This window comes from Novosphingobium album (ex Hu et al. 2023) (assembly GCF_022832385.1).
Taxonomy (GTDB): Bacteria; Pseudomonadota; Alphaproteobacteria; order Sphingomonadales; family Sphingomonadaceae; genus Novosphingobium; species Novosphingobium album.
In genome coordinates this window covers 1-1937 of record NZ_JALHLE010000052.1, presented here as the reverse complement: position 1 = coordinate 1937, position 1937 = coordinate 1, and the positions used below count along the sequence as shown (strand labels likewise).

The following is a 1937-nucleotide window of genomic DNA, read 5'->3' as shown; positions in this document are numbered from 1 at the left end:
TGGGCCCGGAAGGTAATCGGGCACCGACACGAGCTGGCGGCCGCGGTGGGGGCAGACGTTGTGGAACGCCTTGAACAAGCCGTCGTCCTTGCGCAGCACGATCACCGATTCATCGGCGACGTTGTAGGTCATCCAATCGCCGGGATTGGGCAGGTCCTCCACTCGCTCGACCATCTGCCAGACCTTGGGCCAGAGCAGCTTCTTCTCCGCCTCGAGGTAGTCCTTCGAAAGGAACGCCTCGACCGGATAGGTCGACAGCACTTCGTCGTCCATGTCCTTCGCGGTGATATTGCCTGCGGCGCATTCCTGAACCTTCATCGCCCTCTCCCTTGCTGATGCCGGATGAATCGGCTGCACTGGCAACCCGCCTTCGACGGCCATTGCACCCTATAAAGAATGAACGATCATTCTTTTTATTTCAAGGTATGCATTCGGTCCACGGGCGCTATGCTCCGCTTCAAACCGGGGATGGCAACCGCGCCAGCCGCCTATCGAATGTCAAAGGACAATGGTTCACACTGCCAAGGCTCTGGCGAGGCGCCAGGAAAGAGCAAAATTGCGCAAGGAGCAGGTTCTCAACGCTGCCGAGCAATGCTTCAGGGCCGAGGGCTTCCATGCGGCGAGCATGTCACGCATCGCCGCAGGGGCGAAGATGAGCGTGGGGCACATCTACCAATATTTCGAGAGCAAGGAGGCGATCATCATCGCGCTTTGCGAACGGCGTTTTTCAGAGTTCGAGAAATTGTTGACGGCCGCCGATCAAGGCATGCATGCGGCCTCCGCCTCTTTCGTCGAGGCCTGGATTTCCCAGTTCGCCTGGTGGATCGATCCTGTCCGCGCACCGCTGACGCTGGAAATCATGGCCGAAGCCGGAAGAAATCCGAAGGTCGCAGCCGTCGTCATGGGCATCGACCGCCACTTCCGCGACATCATGCGGCACAGCGTGGTGCCGCTCGCCAAACTGCGTCCCGAGGAACAGATTGAAGAACGGTTGGAAGCAATCATCATGCTGGCGCACGGCATGACCAGCCGGATCACAGCAGATCCCAACGCCAATCCCGACAGAATAATTGCAGCATTCCGGCTGGCGGTACAAACCCTGCTCACCTGACTTATTGAAGCACTCCTGGTGGATAGGCCGTGGTCTTCCAGACGCCTTACATTTTCAAAATCGTCGGCCGTTCGAATTCGGCCGGCGACAGCATGCCGTTCCCGACCCCAAGTCCAAATTGTCAAGAAGCGGACGGAAAGGTCACATGACAGGCCGCGATCGTCCTCCATTCCGGCATGCAATTGCTACCTTTTTGGCGCAGTTTGCACCGCTGCATGCTTTGCGCTGCGTGATTGGGATCGACATAAATTGCGCAGCAAGGCTCTGGTAAAGTCCACGCTGGCATACATTAACCGACCGGCGATGTTCCGAACCAACAACTTACGACCTTGCATAGCAATCTCGGAGCCAACCGTTGACGTATAGACCTCTTTGTATGCGCTTCGGGGCTTTCATCGCGCCGTATCACAACCTTGCAGAGAACCCGACGCTGATCCTCGAGAGGGACATGCAGCTTGTCGAATTGCTGGATAAGCTCGACTATAATGAAGCGTGGATCGGCGAACACCACTCCGCAGGCTTCGAATCCATTGCGTCGCCGGAACTGTTCATCGCTATGGCGGCCGAACGCACACGGCATATCCGCCTCGGAACCGGGGTCAGTTCGCTGACCTACCACCACCCGCTGATCCTGGCCGACCGCATTGTTCAGCTCGATCACCAGACGCGGGGACGGATCATGTTCGGCGCCGGGCCGGGGCAATTACCGTCGGACGCCGCAATGCTCGGCATCAATCCCGCAAAACAGCGCGACATGATGGTGGCCGCACTCGAAACCATCTGTCCGTCGTCAGAACATTTGGCGCAGGTCGCAGCTTAGATTAGC

The 1937-nt window shown here is 58.0% G+C and carries 3 protein-coding genes; 2 read left to right on the top strand and 1 reads right to left on the bottom strand.

The annotated features are described in order from the left end of the window. Window positions 1-318: Rieske 2Fe-2S domain-containing protein (locus tag MTR64_RS20755; RefSeq protein WP_243996450.1), on the bottom strand; the 318-nt coding region annotated here is incomplete at its 3' end. A gap of 238 nt (window positions 319-556) precedes the next feature. On the opposite strand from MTR64_RS20755, the gene MTR64_RS20750 reads away from it, so the two are divergent. Together MTR64_RS20750 and MTR64_RS20745 are read left to right on the top strand one after the other, a co-directional pair. Beyond that, complete coding sequence (locus tag MTR64_RS20750; RefSeq protein ID WP_243996449.1) at window positions 557-1111, top strand: TetR/AcrR family transcriptional regulator; 555 nt, start codon at window positions 557-559, stop codon at window positions 1109-1111. Window positions 1112-1487: 376 nt separating this feature from the next. Next, complete coding sequence (locus MTR64_RS20745; RefSeq protein WP_243996448.1) at window positions 1488-1931, top strand: LLM class flavin-dependent oxidoreductase; 444 nt, start codon at window positions 1488-1490, stop codon at window positions 1929-1931. Window positions 1932-1937: the final 6 nt, after the last annotated feature.